Origin of the sequence: Curtobacterium sp. MCLR17_039 (assembly GCF_003234745.1) — a bacterium.
In the GTDB taxonomy this organism is placed as follows: Bacteria; Actinomycetota; Actinomycetes; order Actinomycetales; family Microbacteriaceae; genus Curtobacterium; species Curtobacterium flaccumfaciens.
Window position 1 is genome coordinate 107723 of record NZ_QKTF01000009.1, and the last position, 15485, is coordinate 123207.

The 15485-nt window shown below is 70.9% G+C and carries 17 protein-coding genes; 2 read left to right on the forward strand and 15 right to left on the reverse strand.

Going from position 1 to position 15485, the window contains the following annotated elements:
- Positions 1-11 precede the first annotated feature (11 nt).
- Positions 12-944 (forward strand): NAD(+)/NADH kinase, encoded by a 933-nt coding sequence (locus DEJ00_RS12400; protein ID WP_027467066.1) that lies wholly within the window; start codon positions 12-14, stop codon positions 942-944.
- A 217-nt stretch (positions 945-1161) separates the two neighbouring features.
- On the opposite strand, the gene DEJ00_RS12410 is transcribed toward DEJ00_RS12400, so the two are convergent.
- The 15 genes from DEJ00_RS12410 to tilS all read right to left on the reverse strand — a co-directional run bounded on the left by DEJ00_RS12410 (position 1162) and on the right by tilS (position 14819).
- Positions 1162-2220, reverse strand: a complete 1059-nt coding sequence (locus DEJ00_RS12410; RefSeq protein WP_035809350.1) for a sigma-70 family RNA polymerase sigma factor — start codon at positions 2218-2220, stop codon at positions 1162-1164.
- 353 nt (positions 2221-2573) lie between these two features.
- A complete protein-coding gene (locus tag DEJ00_RS18815) occupies positions 2574-2708 on the reverse strand; it encodes a hypothetical protein (RefSeq protein WP_258320880.1) in 135 nt (44 codons plus the stop codon).
- Between the two features lie 63 nt (positions 2709-2771).
- The gene (locus DEJ00_RS18565) at positions 2772-2945 is read right to left on the reverse strand and encodes a hypothetical protein (RefSeq protein ID WP_155896920.1); all 174 of its coding nucleotides are present in this window, start codon (positions 2943-2945) and stop codon (positions 2772-2774) included.
- Positions 2946-3041: 96 nt separating this feature from the next.
- Positions 3042-3245: a hypothetical protein gene (locus DEJ00_RS12420; RefSeq protein ID WP_111057557.1), complete on the reverse strand. Its 204-nt coding sequence runs from the start codon at positions 3243-3245 to the stop codon at positions 3042-3044.
- Between the two features lie 84 nt (positions 3246-3329).
- The gene (lysS, locus tag DEJ00_RS12425; RefSeq protein ID WP_111057558.1) at positions 3330-4868 is read right to left on the reverse strand and encodes a lysine--tRNA ligase; all 1539 of its coding nucleotides are present in this window, start codon (positions 4866-4868) and stop codon (positions 3330-3332) included.
- Positions 4869-5686: 818 nt separating this feature from the next.
- Positions 5687-6379, reverse strand: a complete 693-nt coding sequence (locus DEJ00_RS12430; RefSeq protein WP_035809347.1) for a Rossmann-like and DUF2520 domain-containing protein — start codon at positions 6377-6379, stop codon at positions 5687-5689.
- Complete coding sequence (locus DEJ00_RS12435; protein ID WP_111057559.1) at positions 6376-8136, reverse strand: PH domain-containing protein; 1761 nt, start codon at positions 8134-8136, stop codon at positions 6376-6378. Before DEJ00_RS12435 ends, DEJ00_RS12430 begins: the two co-directional genes overlap by 4 nt.
- A gap of 9 nt (positions 8137-8145) precedes the next feature.
- The gene (locus tag DEJ00_RS12440; protein ID WP_111057560.1) at positions 8146-8667 is read right to left on the reverse strand and encodes a PH domain-containing protein; all 522 of its coding nucleotides are present in this window, start codon (positions 8665-8667) and stop codon (positions 8146-8148) included.
- 24 nt (positions 8668-8691) lie between these two features.
- Positions 8692-9183 carry a DUF3180 domain-containing protein gene (locus tag DEJ00_RS12445; protein ID WP_027467060.1) on the reverse strand — a complete coding sequence of 164 codons (492 nt, stop codon included), beginning with the start codon at positions 9181-9183 and terminating at the stop codon, positions 8692-8694.
- Positions 9180-9734, reverse strand: a complete 555-nt coding sequence (gene folK, locus DEJ00_RS12450; protein ID WP_111057561.1) for a 2-amino-4-hydroxy-6-hydroxymethyldihydropteridine diphosphokinase — start codon at positions 9732-9734, stop codon at positions 9180-9182. The genes DEJ00_RS12445 and folK overlap by 4 nt, the downstream gene beginning before the upstream one ends.
- Complete coding sequence (folB, locus tag DEJ00_RS12455; protein ID WP_027467059.1) at positions 9731-10120, reverse strand: dihydroneopterin aldolase; 390 nt, start codon at positions 10118-10120, stop codon at positions 9731-9733. Before folB ends, folK begins: the two co-directional genes overlap by 4 nt.
- Complete coding sequence (gene folP / locus DEJ00_RS12460) at positions 10117-11085, reverse strand: dihydropteroate synthase (protein ID WP_181440177.1); 969 nt, start codon at positions 11083-11085, stop codon at positions 10117-10119. The genes folB and folP overlap by 4 nt, the downstream gene beginning before the upstream one ends.
- A gap of 6 nt (positions 11086-11091) precedes the next feature.
- On the reverse strand, positions 11092-13080 hold the full coding sequence (ftsH, locus tag DEJ00_RS12465; RefSeq protein ID WP_111057562.1) for an ATP-dependent zinc metalloprotease FtsH: 1989 nt from the start codon (positions 13078-13080) through the stop codon (positions 11092-11094).
- A gap of 158 nt (positions 13081-13238) precedes the next feature.
- Positions 13239-13790 (reverse strand): hypoxanthine phosphoribosyltransferase, encoded by a 552-nt coding sequence (gene hpt / locus DEJ00_RS12470; protein ID WP_017887686.1) that lies wholly within the window; start codon positions 13788-13790, stop codon positions 13239-13241.
- Between the two features lie 9 nt (positions 13791-13799).
- Positions 13800-14819, reverse strand: a complete 1020-nt coding sequence (tilS, locus tag DEJ00_RS12475; RefSeq protein ID WP_111057563.1) for a tRNA lysidine(34) synthetase TilS — start codon at positions 14817-14819, stop codon at positions 13800-13802.
- A 64-nt stretch (positions 14820-14883) separates the two neighbouring features.
- Here tilS and DEJ00_RS12480 point away from each other — a divergent pair, with 64 nt between their 5' ends.
- The gene (locus DEJ00_RS12480) at positions 14884-15375 is read left to right on the forward strand and encodes an inorganic diphosphatase (RefSeq protein ID WP_111040210.1); all 492 of its coding nucleotides are present in this window, start codon (positions 14884-14886) and stop codon (positions 15373-15375) included.
- The last annotated feature ends 110 nt before the right edge of the window (positions 15376-15485 follow it).

Consider the following 15485-nt stretch of genomic DNA (forward strand, 5'->3'; position numbering starts at 1 on the left):
ACGATCCGCTCATGGAGCAGCCCGTCGTCGGCCTCGTCGTCCACCCGACCAAGAACGTGCAGGAGTCCGTGACGACCCTGCAGCGCTGGAACGCGTCCGGCCAGGGCGAGCTGCTCGCCCGGCGCGCGGACGCCCAGCGCATCGGCGGCGGGGTCGACGTGGTCGACGACGACGACTTCACCGACCGCGTCGACCTGGTCGTGGCCCTCGGCGGTGACGGCACCATGCTCGGCGCGATGCGGCTCGTGGCGAAGCGCCCGGTGCCCGTCCTCGGCGTGAACTACGGCAACGTCGGGTTCCTGGTCGAGATCGAGCCGCCCGAGCTCGAGAGCGCGCTGGAACGGCTATCCGCCGGCGAGTACCAGCTCGAGCCGCACCACGCGCTCGAGGCCCGGTTGTCCTGGGGCGGCGCCCGCACCGACTACCTGGCGTTCAACGACCTGACCATCGTGCGGCGGCCCGGCGCCGGGCAGGTCTCGGCCGACCTCAGCGTCGGGGGCCTCGGCTACGGGTACTACCGGGCCGACGCCATCGTGGCCGCGACACCCGCCGGCTCCACCGCGTACAACTACGCCGCCGGTGGGCCGGTGCTCTCCCCCGCGCTGTCCGGCTCCGTGGTGACGCCGGTCGCGCCGATGGCCGGGATCGACCGCTCCGTGGTGCTCGCCGCGCGGGAGCGCTACCGGTTCGACATCGCCGAGGGCACCAGGAGCGCAGCGCTCGAGGTCGACGGGCTCGTGGTCGGCGAGGTGGCCACCGGGGCGCAGATCGACATGCGGCTCCGCAAGGACGCCGGAAGCGTGGTGCGCCTGGACGCCGAGCGGCACGGGCGGACCGGACGTGTGAAGCTCAGCCTGCTCGACCTGCCGGTGCGGCCCGACCAGCTGGTCGAACTCATCCCGAGCGACCTGCGGCAGAAGCTCCGGCGCGAGATCGACGACTGACGCCGCGTCGGCGCTGGCCCTGACCCCGGTCCTGGGCCCGGTCCTGGTCCTGGTCCTGGGCCTGGTCCTGGCCCTGGTCCTGCCCCGGGAACGTGAATGGCCCGCTCGAGCAGTGCTCGAGCGGGCCGTCCCATCACCCCACCGGATCGTCTTCCCACAGAACGACCCGGTTTCCCCGCGCCGGCACGGGTGAACGTGCCGGCCGAAGTCCACTGACCTAGTCGGTCAGGTACAGCTGCATGTCCTGCGAGACCGCCTTGGCGAACAGACGCAGCTTCGCGCGCGACTCCACGCGGCTGACGGCCTGACGGGTCGTGTGGACGATCTTCGAGATCTCGTCGAGGGTCATCGGCTTGTCGTCGTCCAGGCCGTAGCGCATGCGGATGACGTTCGCCTCGTCGCTGGGCAGCTCGGCGACGATGGAGCGGATGTCGCGGTGCAGCAGCGTCGTCTCGGTGAGCTCGTTCGGGCTCGCGGCGTCCTCGTCCTCGATGAAGTCACCGAGCTCGCTGTCGTCGGAGTCGCCGACCACGGTGTGGATCGAGACCGGCTCGTGCGAGCGGCCCTTGAGGTCGACGAGTTCCTCGACGCTCATGCTGAGTTCAGCGGCGACCTCTTCCGGCATCGGCGCACGGCCGAGGTCGACGGTCAGGTCACGCTCGGTGCGCGAGATCTTGTTGATGAGCTCGACGGTGTGCACCGGGATGCGGATCGTGCGTGCCTTGTCGGCGAGACCACGCGAGATGGCCTGGCGGATCCACCAGGTGGCGTAGGTCGAGAACTTGTAGCCCTGCGTGAAGTCGAACTTCTCGACCGCACGGACCAGGCCGAGGTTGCCTTCCTGGATGACGTCCATGAAGGGCAGGCCGCGCTGCGAGTACCGCTTGGCGATGCTCACGACGAGGCGGAGGTTCGAGGTGATCATGCGCTCCTTGGCGCGCTCACCGTCACGGACGAGCCAGCGGAGTTCACGCTGCAGGGTCTTCGCGAGACCCTTCTCGGTGGCGAGCTTCTCTTCGGCGAAGAGCCCGACCTCGATGCGGCGTGCGATCTGCGCTTCTTCCTCGGCGGTGAGGAGCGAGAGACGGCCGATGTGACGGAGGTAGTCGCCGACCTGGTCGACCGAGGCACCGCGGACACCGGCGAGCTGCTCGTCGGCCTCGACCTCGGTGTCGAGGGAGGTGGTGGCGGACTCGGCGGTCGCGGTCTTCGATGCCGATGCCTTCTTGGTGGCGGTGCGGCGGGTGGTGCTGGGTGCAGCCGTTGCGATCGTCATGGTGTTTCTCCCTGCGTTCGACGGTGATGGCTTCGTGGGGCGTTGCCGGGGGGTGCTGATGAGTAAAGCGGCCCGGAGGTGTACCCCACAAATCGTTCGGAGCGATTCTCAGGGTTCTCCGTGCTTCGTCATCGAAAGCGTCCCCCGCGGGGTACAGCCCACCGCCAGTCTGGTCCCCCAATCGGCCCTGGATCAAGCGGATAACGCCGTGTTTCCGGCGTTGCAGGCGTGTTTCACCAGCGTTTCCGATCGTGTACCCCAGGCGACTGCGTACTCCGGACATGCAAAAGGGGTACGTCCGACCGGATCAGTGCGATCTGGTCGTCGTACCCCGAATACCGAATGGGTGGGGGTCACCAGGAGGGTTCGAGCCACCCGTCCCGGCGCTTGGAGACCTCGAGGTCTGCGTCTCGGTCGAACTCGTCGTACTCGCTCTCGATGTCACCGACGAGGCTGCGGCCCGTGAAGGGATGTGCGGTGGTTGCCATGCGGACGATGCTCACCCCGGCACGCGTCGGCGAGGTGAACGGTGCGTGACGGTCCGTCGGCGCTCAGACGTCGAGGTCGTCGACGTCGCCCTCGTCGTCGAGGGGTGCGCCGTCGGCTCCGCGGTCGGTTCGATCGGCACCGTCAGGCAGGCCGGACGTGCCGGACACCGGGTGCCCGAAGGCGTCCTCCACGTCGAGGTCGTCGAGGTCCTCGACGGGTTCCGGGAAGGTCGGCATGCGCGACAGCGTCACACCGCGCGGTGAACGCCGGGTGAAGTCAGCGCGGGGACGTGCGCGCCGGGCAGCGCGCGGTGCAGGGTGCTGCGGCTGCGACTACTCGGCCGACGTCGGAGTCGGCGCAGGGCGACCGTGCTCACGTTCGAAGCGGGCGCGCTCTTCGGCCTCGACCTTCGCGTACGCGGCACGCTCGGTCCGGTCGGCACGCATGATCGCGCGCATCACGAACCAGAAGATCAGGCCGACGACGATGGTCGGCGTCAGGGCGAAGACGATCCCGCTTACGACTCCTTCAGGCACCCGAGCATCGTACCCCGACTATCTGTTCCGACCGGACTCGCAAGCTCGTCCGGGGCTGGCGTCGCGCAGCGCTGGCGCGCTGCCCTAAGCTCCAGCGCCCTTGACCAGCGGGAACAGGATCGTCTCGCGGATGCCCAGGCCCGTGATGGCCATGAGCAGGCGGTCGATCCCCATGCCCATGCCGCCCGACGGGGGCATCGCGTGTTCCAGGGCCCGCAGGAAGTCCTCGTCGACGCGCATGGCCTCGAGGTCACCGCCGGCCGCGAGCTTCGCCTGCTCGACGAACCGCTCCCGCTGCACGACCGGGTCGACGAGCTCGGAGTACGCCGTGCCGAGCTCGAAGCCGCGGACGTACAGGTCCCACTTCTCGACGACGCCCGGACGGGTTCGGTGCTGCCGGGTGAGCGGCGAGGTGTCGACCGGGAAGTTCATCACGAAGGTCGGGCGGTCGAGCGAGTCGATGACGAAGTGCTCCCAGAGCTCCTCGACGTACTTGCCGTGCGTGGCGTGGGCGACCTCGACGCCCTCGGCCTCGGCGAGCGCCTGCAGCTCGGACAGCGGGGTCTCCGGAGTGATCTCGCGCCCCGCGGCCTCGGACAGCGAGCCGTACATGTCGATGCGGGGCCACTCGCCACCCAGGTCGTAGGTGCTGCCGTCGGGCAGGGTGACCTCGAGCGCACCACCGGTGACCGCGCGGGTCGCGTTCTGCACGAGCTCCTGCGTCAGGTCGGCCATCTGCTCGTAGTTGCCGTACGCCTGGTACGCCTCGACCATCGCGAACTCGGGCGAGTGCGACGAGTCGGCGCCCTCGTTCCGGAAGTTCCGGTTGATCTCGAACACCCGGTCGATGCCACCGACGACGGCGCGCTTCAGGAACAGCTCGGGTGCGATGCGCAGGAACAGCTCGGTGTCGAAGGCGTTCGAGTGCGTGACGAACGGTCGGGCCGAGGCGCCGCCGTGCTGGGTCTGCAGCATCGGGGTCTCGACCTCGAGGTACTCGTGCGCGGTGAAGGTCTGGCGGAGCGAGGCCATCACGGCAGCGCGGGCACGCACGGTGGCGCGGGCCTCGTCGCGGACGATGAGGTCGAGGTAGCGCTGGCGGACCCGCGTCTCCTCGTTGAGCTCGTTGTGCAGGTTCGGCAGCGGCAGGATCGCCTTCGCCGCGATCGCCCAGTCGTCGACCATGATCGACAGCTCGCCGCGGCGCGAGGAGATCACGCGGCCGTGCACGAACACGTGGTCGCCCAGGTCGACGAACTCCTTCCAGCGGGCGAGGGACTCGTCGCCCACCTCGGCCAGGGAGACCATCGCCTGGATGCGCGAGCCGTCGCCCGACTGCAGGGACGCGAAGCAGAGCTTGCCGGTGTTGCGCGAGAACACCACACGACCCGCGATGCCCACGACGTCCTGGGTCTCCTCGCCGGTCTCCAGGTGCGCGTACTGCTCGCGCACGGCCGGGATCGTCGTGGTGATGGGGAGCTCGGCGGGGTACGCCTCGATGCCCGACTCCAGCAGCTTCGCCCGCTTGTCGAGCCGGACCTGTCGCTGCTCGCTGGTCTCCTGCTCGGCCAGTGCGGCGGCGTCGGCGATCGCGGTGTCGGGGGTGACGGTCTCGTCGGTCATGCGGGTGCGGCTCCGATGGTCGTGGGGGTCGGGGGAAATGCTACCCGCGCCGCGGCCCCGCCCCCGAACCGTGCCCGCCCGGCCGACAGTTCCCGCCTCCTCGGCAGAACTGAGCGGTGGGTCCCGACCACCACGGGCTGCCGGACGGCGGGGCTGCCAGGCTGCCGGAGCCGAGACCGCGGTCACAACACCCCGCCCGCACCACGCCGACCGGTCACGATCCGTCGGCTCGAGCACGGGCAACCGACACTTCACGACCGCTCGGGCGAACTGAGCGGGGAGTCGTGACCACCCGGAGTCGCCGAGCCCGCCGAAACAGGAGCCGAGACCGCGGTCGCAACACCCCGCCCGCACCACGCCCACCGGTCACAACCCGTCGGCTCGAGCATGCGCAACCGACACTTCACGACCGCTCGGGCGAACTGAGCGGGGAGTCGTGACCACCCGGAGTCGCCGAGCTCACCGAAACAGGAGGCGAGACTGCGGTCACAACACCCCGCCCGCACCACCCCCACCGGTCACGATCTGTCGGTTCGAGCACGCGCAGCCGACAGGTCGTGACCACTCGGCGGAACTGAGCGGGGAGTCGTGACCACCCGGAGTCGCCGAGCTCGCCGAAACAGGAGCCGAGACCGCGGTCACAACTCCCCGCCCGCACCACGCCCACCGGTCACGATCTGTCGGTTTGAGCACGGGCAACCGACAGGTCGTGACCACTCGGGCGAACTGAGCGGGGAGTCGTGACCACTCGAGCGCCCGGCCCCGACTTCCACCCGGCCCCGACGTCCTCCCCGCGCCGCGGTCCCGCCTCCGAACCGCTAGAGCGTCGACTGCCCGTCGGCGGCGGTCAGCGCGTTGTCGACGGCGGAGCGGACGAGCGCACCGAGGACACGACCCGGGTGTTCGACGCCGATGCCGGACAGGGTGCCCGCCGACTGGTCGACGATCGCGGTCGAGAAGCTCACGGCGGCCCGCACCGCATCGGCGTACGCGGGCCGGTCGCCCTCGGCCACGACGAACGGTTCGGCCCCCATCTCGACCACCAGCGCCTGCGCGATCGGCAGGACGGGCGCCGGGGCGGTCACCGCGCAGTACGCGTCGCGCAGCCGGGACAGGTCGACGCTCGTGCCCGTGAAGGCCATGGCGGGGTGGATCGCCAGCGGGATCGCACCGGCTGCCATCGCCGGGGCGAGGATGCCGACGCCGTGGTCCGGACTGGTGTGCACGACGAGCTGCCCCGGCTGCCAGATCCCGGCGTCCGCCAGCCCCTGCACGAGCGAGGCGAGCTGGTCGTCCGGCACCGCGAGCAGCACGAGTTCGCTCCGCTCGACCAGGTCCGGCGTCGCGAGCACCGGGGCGCCCGGCAGCATCGCCTCGGCGCGGTCACGGCTCTCGTCGGACACGGCGGTCACCCCGACGACGGCGTGCTCCGCGTTCGCCAGGGCCGCTCCGAGGACGGGTCCGACCCGTCCGGCGCCGACGATGCCGACCCCGAGGCGCCCGGCCCTCATCGTGCGGCTCCGGTCGGGGGGACGTCGCCCCAGCCGGCGGGGACGGCGCCCGGCCGGTGGTCCGCTGTCGGTCCGGCAGGGGCTCCGGACCCGGGCACGGTGTCGGCCGCAGCGTGCCTGGCGGCCGCGGGACGGGCCTCCCGTTCGCGCCAGCGGTGCGTCGTGTCGACCGCAGCCGCCTCGACGGCACGCTGCGTCGTCTCCGACCACAGGCGCTGCGCGTCACGCGCGTCGAGCGCACCGACGCGGGCCGAGACCGGACCGGCCACGGTGTGGACGTGGACGGCTGCGAGCCGCAGGGCACGCTCGAGGGGACCCTGCTCGACCTTGACGCTCTGCACCCGGGGCAGCGGCACGATGACGAGCGACCGCCACACGGCACCGAGCCGCAGCAGCACCGCGCCCTGCACGAACCGGTAGCCGTTGCGCCGGAACGCGAACGGACGGAGCCAGGCGCCGCGTCGTGGGGAGTGCACGAAGCCGCCACGGTCGCCCGAGGTGGTGAGGCTGTCGTCGACGACGTCCACGGCTTCGGCAGCCCCTTCTCGCAGGGCTTCCTGCGACGCCTCGGGACCGGCGACGACGGTGCCGACGAGCCCGGGCAGGATGATGTCGAGGACCTCGCGGACGTCCGCCGTGGTGCCCACGGGCAGCACGATCGAGGACACCTGCTGGTTGCTCGACGCCCCGTTGCCGGCGCTCGTCGCACGGTTGATGCGGATGTCCCACCAGCCGAACGGACGCCACAGCAGCGGCTGCGCGACGCTGACGGCGTGGATGCGGCCGGGCGGCAGCGTCTCGTTCGACGTCGAGACCAGCCCGAAGCCGATCCGGATGCCGTCGCGGGTCTCGGCGATCGTGTACTGCAGCGAACGGGAGAACTTGCGGACGTAGTAGCCACCGGCACCGAGCACGGCGGGGAACAGCCCGAACAGCACCGCGAACTCGCCGGTGAGGGCAACGCTGACGATCATGCCGGCGATGACGAGCAGCAGGAACAGCGTCGTGCCGGACAGCAGCATCGACGCGATGAGCCGACCCGGGCGCACCTTGACGATGCGGGTCGCGTGCACGGCTGCCGGGTCGAGCTCGGGCGAGAACATCTCGTCGACGCGGTCCTGCAGTGCTCCGTGCGACTGCCGCGACGGACCGCCGTGGCCGTCGTCGTACTTCGCGCCGGACGCGAGCACCAGGATCCGCTGCCGCAGGTCGTCGGCGGCACGGGCCCCGAGGTAGGCGAGCTGCACGTTGGCGTCGTTGCCGGCCTGCGCGATCTCGAGCTTGGCGGTGCCGAACACCCGGGGCACGAGCGGCCGCTGGATGTTGATGCCCTGGATCCGGTCGAGCCGGGCCTTGCGGTGGTTCCGGAACAGCACCCCCGAGCGCACCTCGACGATCTCGCCGGTGACGCGGAACTCGTGCATGCGCCAGGACAGGTAGAACAAGCCGATCAGCACCACGAGCAGCACCACGATGCCGAGCAGGACCCAGCCGACGACGCCGTGCTCGTACACGTACCGGACCGGGTCACCGTCCTCCTGCTGCTCGCCCGGGATGAAGAACTCGACGAGCTGGTCGCGCAGGCTGTTCAGCACGTAGCCGAGGATGACGATGAGGAAGATCCCGCCCTTGAGCAGCGGGGTGAGCGGGTGCAGGCGGTGCCACTCGCCGTCGGTCAGGGGCGCCGCGGCGGCCGCGTTGCCCCGGGTGGGCGGCGCGGGTGGAGCGGGTGGCGGGGTGCCCGGTCGGAAGGTCACGGACGATCCCTACAGACCGGCGCGACGGGACTCGGCGAGCTCGACGAGGCGGTCGCGCAGCTCGTCGGCGTCCGATGCCGGGACACCCGGGATCCGGACGTTCGTCGCGGCCGCGGCGGTGACGAACTTCAGCTCGCTCATGCCGAGCACCCGGTCGAGCGGGCCCCGGGCGACGTCGACGAGCTGCATCCGGCCGTACGGGACCGCCGTGAACCGCTGCCACATGAGGCCACGGCGCACGACCAGGTCGTCGTCGCGGAGCGCGTAGCCGATGGCTCGGACCCGTCGGGGCGTCAGCGCGGCGGTGATCGCCGTGGTGACCGCGACGACGATGCCGATGGTGAGCCACACGGTGCCGGCCCCGGAACCGAAGCCGTCGGTGACGATCCCGATGAGCACGCAGCCCGCGGTGAGCACGACACCGATCACGAGCGTGGTGATGAGTTCGGTCCACACGAGCTTCGCGGACACCCGCTGCCAGGCGATCCCACCGAGGCCGAGGCCGGGCTCGTCGAGTCGTTCACGCGGCATCGCGGGCCTCCTGGGGTTGCTCGGTCAGTTCACCGTCGTCGAACCGTTGCGGGGATCGTCACGGTCGTCGTCGTCACCCGGAGGTGCGATGCACATGCGCTCCGCCACGAGTGCGCAGACCGTCAGGACGATCCCGCCCCCGACGGCGATCACGTTCGGCAGGGTCGAGCCTAGCGAAGGCGTCGCGGAACGGGTCAGCAGGTACAGCACGAGGCCGAGGGCGAACCCGCCGAGCAGCGTGCCGCAGATGCTGGACGCCTTCGCGAGCACGACGACCCGTGTCGCGTAGAGCGGGTCGACCGGCCGCTGGCGTCCGGCGCCGTCGCGCGCGTGCCGGCGCACCGGGCGCGCCATGAGCACGACGGCGACGCCGATGAAGGCGAGCGTGATGCCGAGCGGGATCGAGAACAGGAAGGTCGGCAGCTGGCGCGACGCCAGGACGGCGTCGACCGCGAAACCGGCGACCACCGTCACGACGGCGATGCTGATCAGCGTGGAGGCACGGGTGGGCTTCATGCGCTGGTCGCGCTCCCCGCCGGCCGGGAGGCCCGTGCCGGTTCCGCGAACAGGCGCGGCTCGTCGACGCGCTCGGTGTCGTCCCCCACGGCGGTGAGCAGGTCGGCCACCGGTCCGGCACCGGGCAGGACGGCCTCGGGGTCGGCGTCGAGCCACGGGGCGAGCACGAACGCGCGCTCCGCTGCCCGGGGGTGCGGCACGACCAGGGTGTCCGTGGCGATCCGCAGGTCGTCCACCGCGACGATGTCGAGGTCCAGGGTGCGGTCGCCCCACCGGACCTCGCGCGTGCGGCCGTGGGCATCCTCGATGCCGTGCAGGGCATCGAGGAAGGCCTGTGGCTCGAGGTCGGTGTCGACGACCACGACGGCGTTCCGGTAGCGGGGCTTCGACGTGTCGAGGCCGTCGAGGGTCACGGCGACCGACTCGACCTCGCGGCTCGAGGCCACGGGCTCGACCCCGGGCAGGGCGGCGATCGCGGTGGCTGCGGCGCGGAGCGTGCTCCCCCGGTCGCCGAGGTTCGCTCCGAGAGCGACGACGACCCGGTGGGTCATTCTTCTTCCTCGTCCGGCACCGTGGCGCCGCGGGTGCGCCGGATGGTGATCGAGACGTCGGTGAACGGCACGGTGATCGGGGCCTGCGGCTTGTGCACCGTGACCTCCGTCGCCAGTGCGGCACGGTGGGTGAGCACGGCCGCGGCGATGCGTTCGGCCAGCGTCTCGATCAGGTCGACCGGGTCGCGCTCGATCTCGGCCACGACCTGCTCGGCGAGGACGCCGTAGTGCACGGTGGCGTCGAGGTCGTCGCTGCCCGAGGCGGCACGGGCGTCGAGCTCCACGGCGACGTCGACGACGAAGTCCTGGCCGTCCTCGCGCTCGTGGTCGAAGACGCCGTGGTGTCCGCGGGCGCGGACCCCGGTGAGTCGGATGGTGTCGTTCACGATCGAGCTGCCCTCCAGGCGTCCCAGACGTCGAGCATGGCACGGGTCGGTGCCGGGTCGTGCACGCGCACACCCCACGCGCCGCGTTCTGCGGCGAGCAGGCTGATGGCGGCGGTGGCGAGGTCGCGCTCCCTGGGCGGAGCACCCTCGGGGCTCCCGACACCGTCGAGGAACCGCTTGCGTGAGGCGGCGACGAGCACCGGCAGACCGATCGAGGCGAAACGCTCGTAGCCGGCCAGGATCTCCCAGTTCTGCACGCCGTGCTTGGCGAAGCCGAGGCCCGGGTCGATCACGACCTGCTCCTGCCGGACACCGAGCACGATGAGTTCGGCGACCCGGAGTTCGACCTCGCGCCGGACCTCTTCGACCGCGTGGGTGTACTCGGCGTTGCGGTACATCCGGTCGCTGTGGCCGCGCCAGTGCATGACGACGAAGCCGACCCCCGTCGACGCCACGACCCGGGCCATGTCCGGGTCGGCGAGCCCGCCCGAGACGTCGTTGACGATCGCGGCACCGAGGTCGACGGCACGTTCGGCCGTCGCGGCGTTCATGGTGTCGACGCTGACCGGGATGCCCTCGGCGACGAGCTGCTGCACGACCGGCAGCACACGTTCCTGCTCGACCGGCACGGGCACGCGCTCGGAGCCGGGGCGGGTGGACTCCCCACCGACGTCGATGACGTCCGCACCGGCTGCGACGAGGTCACGTGCGTGCTGCACGGCGGCGTCGTAGGCCTGGTGCAGCCCGCCGTCGCTGAACGAGTCGGGGGTGACGTTGAGGATGCCGAGCACCCGGGTGCGTTCCTCGGCCGGGCCACCGCGGTCACGGCGACGGCCGGTCACGACCTCCGGCACCGGCTGGGGTGCACGGAGGTCGATCGCGACCGTCGCCGGTTCGGCGGCGGCGGCGCGGGCACGACTCACCTCGGCGAGTCGACGCTCTCGTCGCGTCGGCAGCTCGGTCATGCCGGCCTACGCGGGGGCGATACCCGGGTTGCCGAACGGGCGACGACGGGTCTTCGAGGTCGACTCGGAGTCCGACGGGTCCGCTGCGGTCGAGGCGGCCTTGCCGGGCACGTCGATCGCGGGAAGGTGGCTGACCGGGCGCTTGTCGCTGGAGAGCCACTGCGGGCGCTCCGGCAGCTTGCGGACGTCCTTGAAGATCTCCACGAGCTCCGGGGCGTCGAGCGTCTCCTTCTCGAGGAGCTCGCCGGCCAGGCGGTCGAGGATGTCGCGGTTGTCGTTGAGCACCTGGTAGGCCTCGTCGTGCGCGGCCTCGAGCAGGGCGCGGGTCTCGGCGTCGACCGTCTGGGCGATGGTCTCCGAGTAGTCGCGACCGGTGCCACCGCTCATGTCACGGCCGACGAACGGCTCGCTCGAGCCGGACCCGAGCTTGACGGACCCGACGGCCTGGCTCATGCCGTACTCGGTGACCATCTTGCGGGCGGTGCCGGTGGCCTTCTCGATGTCGTTCGAGGCGCCGGTGGTGGGGTCGTGGAACACGATCTCCTCGGCGACGCGACCACCCATGGCGTAGGTGAGCTGGTCGAGGAGCTCGTTGCGGGTGACCGAGTACTTGTCCTCGAGCGGGAGCACCATCGTGTAGCCGAGGGCACGGCCGCGGGGCAGGATCGTGATCTTCGTGACCGGGTCGGTGTGCCGCATCGCCGCTGCCGCCAGGGCGTGGCCGCCCTCGTGGTACGCGGTGATCAGGCGTTCCTGGTCGGACATGATCCGGGTCCGGCGCTGCGGGCCGGCCATCACGCGGTCGACGGCCTCGTCGAGGGCACGGTTGTCGATGAGCTGCGCGTTCGAGCGGGCGGTCAGCAGGGCCGCCTCGTTCAGGACGTTCGCCAGGTCGGCACCGGTGAAGCCCGGCGTCTTGCGGGCGAGCAGCTCGAGGTCGACGCTCGCGGCGAGCGGCTTGCCCTTCGCGTGCACCTCGAGGATCTGCTTGCGGCCGGCGAGACCCGGGGCGTCGACGCCGATCTGGCGGTCGAAGCGGCCCGGACGCAGGAGCGCGGGGTCGAGCACGTCGGGACGGTTCGTCGCGGCGATGAGGATGACGTTCGTCTTGCCGTCGAAGCCGTCCATCTCGACCAGGAGCTGGTTCAGGGTCTGCTCGCGCTCGTCGTTGCCACCGCCGATGCCGGCACCACGGTGACGACCGACGGCGTCGATCTCGTCGATGAAGACGATGGCCGGCGAGTTTGCCTTGGCCTGCTCGAAGAGGTCACGGACACGGCTCGCACCGACACCGACGAACATCTCGACGAAGTCCGAACCGGAGATCGAGTAGAACGGCACGCCGGCTTCACCCGCGACGGCGCGGGCGAGCAGGGTCTTGCCGGTTCCGGGAGGGCCGTAGAGCAGCACGCCCTTCGGGATCTTCGCCCCGACGGCCTGGAACTTCGCGGGCTCCTTGAGGAACTCCTTGATCTCGTGCAGTTCCTCGATCGCCTCGTCGGCACCCGCGACGTCGGCGAACGACACCTGCGGGTTCTCCTTGTTGTTGATCTTGGCCTTCGACTTGCCGAACTGCATGACCTTCGAGCCGCCGCCCTGGGCGCTCGAGAGCAGGAACCAGAACAGGGCACCGATGATCAGGAACGGCAGCAGGATGCCGAGCAGCGACAGGAACCAGTTGCCCTGGGCGACACGGTCGTTGTAGCCGTCGGGCAGGTTGGCGTCGTTGACCGCCTGCACCACTTCTTCGCCGCGGGGCGTGGAGTAGTAGAACTGCTCCTGCTTGTCGCCGTCCTTCAGGACGAGGTCGACCCGCTGCTCGGTGGAGTTGATGGTCGCGGACGAGACCTTGTCATCGGAGAGCTGCTCGAGACCCTTCTGGGTGTCGATCTCTTGCGTGCTGCCCTGGCTGATGACGCTCCAGCCGATGAAGATGCCCGCCAGCGCGATCAGCACGTAGAGGTACGGGCCGCGGAAGATGCGCTTGAAGTTCATGTGATCCGGGCGCGAGTGCCCGACACCTTTCTCTGCCGAAGTTGCGTGCAGGTCAGCATACGGCCGCGATTCTGTGGCGAGAATGGGTGTCCTCTGCGGGCGAACTCACCCCCGGGCCAGAGTCGGCCGAGTGCGACCCGAGCGCGGCGGGCCGCCCGTCAGGAGTAGACGTGCGGAGCGAGGACGCCGACGCCGCGCAGGTTGCGGTAGCGCTCGTCGTAGTCCAGGCCGTAGCCGACCACGAACGCGTCGGGGATGTCGAAGCCCACGTACTTCACGTCGACCTCGACCTTGGCGGCCTCGGGCTTGCGCAGCAGGGCGACGATCTCGACGCTCGCGGCACCACGGGACTGCAGGTTCTGCTTGAGCCACGACAGGGTCAGACCGGAGTCGATGATGTCCTCGACGATCAGGACGTCGCGGCCGTGCAGGTCGGTGTCCAGGTCCTTGAGGATCCGCACCACACCGGACGACTTCGTGCCGGAGCCGTACGACGACACCGCCATCCAGTCCATCCGCGCCTGCATCTTGAGGTGGCGCGAGAAGTCCGCCATCACCATGACGGCACCCTTGAGCACCCCGACGAGCAGCGGGTCGCGGCCCGCGTAGTCGGCGTCGACGACCGCCGCGAGCTCGGCGAGCTTCTCGTCGATCTGCTCGGGGGTGAAGAGCACTTCGGACAGGTCTGCCTGGACGTCGGAGAGTTCCACCACGCCAGCCTAACCGGCGCTGAACTCGATGCGGTCGCCGGTCCGCGTGGCACGGACGCCCGGCAGGTCGATCGGGCCCTGTCCGCTCCAGTCCGTGACCAGCCGGCAGACCTCGAGCGTCTGCACGCGCGACAGCGTCACCCCGAACTCGCTCTCCACCGCCAGGCGCACGAGTCGCTGCCGGAGCGCCGGCGGGTTCGCCCCGAGCGCCCGCACCGACAGCGAGATGCCCGCCTCGGAGTGCTCGGCGATGTCCTCGGCGATCTCCTCGGCGAAGTGGTCGAGGGCCGCGGAGTCCTCGCGCAGCTGGTCGGCCGTGCGGGCCAGGGCCTCGGGCACCCCGGCACCGAGCTCCCGTTCGAGCACCGGCAGCAGGGTGTTCCGCACCCGCACCCGCGCGTACGCGGGGTCGTCGTTCTGCGGGTCGTGCCACGGCGCGAGCCCCGCTGCGGCGCACGCCTGCCGGGTCGCGTGGCGCCGGACCGACAGGAGGGGCCGGCCGTACGCCGGGCCGCCGTCGCGTCGGGCGAGCGGCTTCATGCCGGACAGGCTGTCCGGCCCGCTGCCGCGCAGCAGGCCGAGCAGCACCGTCTCGGCCTGGTCGTCCAGGGTGTGGCCCAGCAGCACGAGGGGTGACCCGGTGGCGACCGCGACCTCGGCGATCGACGCGTGGCGGGCCTCCCGGGCGGCGCCTTCCGGGCCACCGTCGGAGCCGACCGTGACCCTGCGGACCGTCACCGGGTCGAGTCCCAGCTCAGATGCCTGCCGGGAGGCGCGGCTCGCGACCGCCTCGGAGCCCGCCTGGAGCGCGTGGTCGACGACCACTGCCCCGGCCCGCAGACCCTGCTTGCCCGCTTCGAACGCGGTGGCCGCCGCCAGGGCGAGGGAGTCCGGTCCGCCGCTCAGTGCGACGAGGACCAGGTCGCCTGCGGCGACCACACCGTCGTCGACGGCTGCGGCGAGCAGGTCGCGGACCGCCAGGCGGGTCTCGGCGACGGCGGGGTCGAGCCGGGGACGCGGAGAGTTCACCCGGTAACGTTAGCCGCGCTTTCGCAACACACGACAGTCCCCGAAGCAGACACAGGAGCGCAACATGGCCGCGTACGACGTCGTCGTCGAGATCCCCAAGGGCAGCCGCAACAAGTACGAGGTGGACCACGAGACCGGTCGCGTCTACCTCGACCGCGTGCTGTTCACCTCGTTCGTCTACCCCACCGACTACGGGTTCTTCGAGAAGACCCTGGCCGACGACGGTGACCCCGTGGACGCGCTGCTGCTGCTCGAGTTCCCGACGTTCCCCGGCGTCGGCGTCAAGGTCCGCCCCGTCGGCGTCTTCAAGATGAGCGACGAGGCCGGCAACGACGAGAAGGTCCTCGTCGTCCCCGCCAAGGACCCGCGCTGGGCACACATCCAGGACATCTCGGACGTGCCGGAGCAGACGAAGGCCGAGATCGCGCACTTCTTCGAGCGCTACAAGGACCTCGAGCCGAACAAGTGGGTCAAGGCCGAGGGCTGGGGCGACGCTGCCGAGGCCGAGCGCATCGTGCAGGCCGGTCAGGCCGCGTACGTGCCTGCTGGTCACTGACGACCCCTGACGACGAACGGCGCCCGCTCTCCATCCGGAGGGCGGGCGCCGTTCTGTGCGCGGTGTGGTGGGCTGCTGTCGCGCGGGGCGGGACGGGGGCGGCGCGGGAC